The following is a 2,581-nucleotide window of genomic DNA, read 5'->3' as shown; positions in this document are numbered from 1 at the left end:
GGTGGCCGTGGCCTGCTGCGCGCCCTGTCGGCGATTCCGGTCGCCTGGAACCCCATCGCGATGCGGGCGGAGTTCATCATCACGAACATGCCGGCCAGTCCCCCGCCGACCTCGCCGACGAGGTACCCGGTGGCGTCCTCGTAGGAGAGCACGCACGTGGGGCTGCCGTGGATGCCGAGCTTGTGCTCGACCGCGACGGTGGTGACGGCGTTGCGCTCGCCGAGCGAGCCATCCGGGTTGACGAGCTGCTTCGGAGCCACGAAGAGCGACAGCCCCTTGGCTCCCTCGGGGGCACCGGGAGTGCGGGCGAGGACGAGGTGGACGATGTTCTCGGCGACGTCGTGGTCGCCCCACGTGATGAAGATCTTCTGACCGCGGATGGCGTAGGTGCCGTCGCCGCGGGGCGTGGCGATCGTGCGGATGGCGCCGAGGTCGGTGCCCGCCGCCGGTTCGGTGAGGTTCATCGTGCCCGTCCACTCGCCCGAGACCAGCTTCGTCAGGTACGTCTCACGGATCTCATCGGATGCCGCGGCATCCAGCGCGTGGATCTGCCCCGCGGTGAGCAGCCAGCACAGCGCGAACGCGGCGTTCGAGGCGTTCCAGATCTCGCCGAGGCCGGCCCGAATCGCCCCGGGGAGTCCGTCGCCGCCGGCCGAGACCGGCGCTTCGGCGCTGATCCACCCCGCCTCCACGAACGCGGCGTAGGCCTCGGCGAACCCGTCGGGCAGACGCACCTGGCCGTCGACGAGGCGAGCGCCCTCGCGATCGCCGATGCTCTGCAGCGGCGCGAGGACGGATGCCGCGAACTCACCGGCTCCGGCGATCACGTCGGCGCCGTCGGCGGCGGTGAGCTCGCCGCCGGTCGCGCGGGCGACGATGTCGAGACCGAACGCCTCGCCGAACAGGAAGGCGTAGTCGACGGTGGGGGCCTGGTACTCAGCGGCCATGGGAACTCCTCGGATGCTCGCGGCGTCTCGGTGATCGATCCCGATGAAGAATGCGAATGAGACTGCGGACCATCATAAGTGATACTCAGTCTCATCGCGAGTCGTCGGATGCCCCCTGTCGCCCGCGTGCCCCCGCCGTCATGATGAGAGCCATGCCGTTCGACATCCCCGCACCGATGCTGGCGAAGGCCGTCAGCGCCGTTCCCGACCCCGCCCGCACCCCCGGGGGCCTCGCGTTCGAGCCGAAATGGGACGGGTTTCGCGCCCTGCTGTCGTGGGACGGCACCGACGTCGAGATCGGCTCGCGCGGCGCGAAGCCGCTCACCCGCTACTTCCCCGAACTCGTCGCCGCGTGCACCGCCCTGCTGCCCGAGCCATGCCTGCTCGACGGGGAGATCGTCGTGGCGCTCGCCGGATCCGACGGGCGTCGGCGGCTGTCATGGGAGGCGCTGTCACAGCGCATCCACCCCGCCGCCTCCCGCATCGCCCTGCTGAGCAGTGAGACGCCCGCGATGTTCATCGCCTTCGACCTCCTCGCCCGCGGCGAGCGCGATCTCCAGCAGGAGCCGTTCTCGACGCGCCGCGCAGAACTCGAAGACCTCCTGCGGACGGTCCCCGCCCCGGTGCACGTGACGCGCACGACGGGTGACCACGACCTGGCGACGCAGTGGCTCGCCCGCTTCGAAGGCGCCGGGCTGGACGGGGTGATCGCCAAACCGCTCGCCCTGCCCTACGCGCCCGGAAAGCGGACGATGTTCAAGATCAAACACGCCCGCACGGCCGACGTCGTGTTGCTCGGCTACCGCGTGCACAAGAGCGGCCACGGTGTCGGCTCGCTGCTGCTGGGGCTGTACGACGAGAACGGCGATCTCCGTAACGTCGGCGGAGCGTCGGCCTTCAGCGATGTGCGCAGACGTGAGCTCGTCGACGAGCTGGCGCCTCTCGTCGTCACGGATGCCGAGGGCACCGCCGTGACCGGACAGACCGACCGTTCGCGCTTCTCGGCGACGAAGGACACCTCGTTCGTCCGGCTGCGGCCGGAGCGCGTGCTCGAGGTGCGCTACGACCAGCTCGAGGGCGCACGCTTTCGCCACACGGTGCAGTTCGAGCGGTGGCGGCCCGACCGCGACCCGCGCTCGTGCACCTTCGCCCAGCTGGAACAGGTGCGCGCATACGACCTGGCGGACGTCCTGGACTGAAACCGCGGCGCACGGATCCGACCCGCGCAGCACCGCACGGGCCGGATCCGGCTCTCCCGCCCACGCTCGCATCGGCGCCGGGTTCCGGCGGCCGGACATGCGATCCGTTGGTGCGGATGGTGAGGGGCGCTCTCCCCTCCTCCGTGATGCCGAGCCTACGGGCGCGCGAAGGACCGCTGATCGGTCGGCGACCGTGAATATCGGCATCCGTTGTTCCGGCTCGCGATCCTCGCCCTGCGGCGGCGCCGGTGCGAGGATCGGACCATGGTCCCCGCCCCGCCCGACGAGCCGTCCGCTGCGCCGTCAGAGCCCTCGGAACCCACGGTGACGCAGGAGCTCGCACTCGAACCGGTGCAGTTCATCGCGCGTACCGACGCGGTGCTGCGGCTGGGCTCGCTCATGCTCGGGACTCTAGAGGATCCCCGGGACCGAGCT

Annotated in this window: 2 protein-coding genes; one reads left to right on the top strand and one right to left on the bottom strand. The window is 70.7% G+C overall.

Annotated elements, in window-relative coordinates:
• On the bottom strand, positions 1 to 947 hold a 947-nt coding region (locus I5I_RS03025; protein WP_036316334.1), incomplete at its 3' end, for an acyl-CoA dehydrogenase family protein.
• 152 nt (positions 948 to 1,099) lie between these two features.
• Between I5I_RS03025 and I5I_RS03020 the strand changes: the two genes are divergently transcribed.
• Positions 1,100 to 2,146 carry an ATP-dependent DNA ligase gene (locus tag I5I_RS03020; RefSeq protein WP_036316332.1) on the top strand — a complete coding sequence of 349 codons (1,047 nt, stop codon included), beginning with the start codon at positions 1,100 to 1,102 and terminating at the stop codon, positions 2,144 to 2,146.
• Positions 2,147 to 2,581: the final 435 nt, after the last annotated feature.

Source organism: Microbacterium sp. B24, from assembly GCF_000333415.1.
Taxonomy (GTDB): domain Bacteria; phylum Actinomycetota; class Actinomycetes; order Actinomycetales; family Microbacteriaceae; genus Microbacterium.
The sequence above is the reverse complement of the archived record's forward strand: the minus strand, read 5'-3'. Positions and strand labels throughout refer to the sequence as shown.

Bases quoted from the DNA above. Each gene is read 5' to 3' on its own strand.
- I5I_RS03020 (WP_036316332.1), top strand. From the start codon at position 1,100: ATGCCGTTCGACATCCCCGCACCGATGCTGGCGAAGGCCGTCAGCGCC.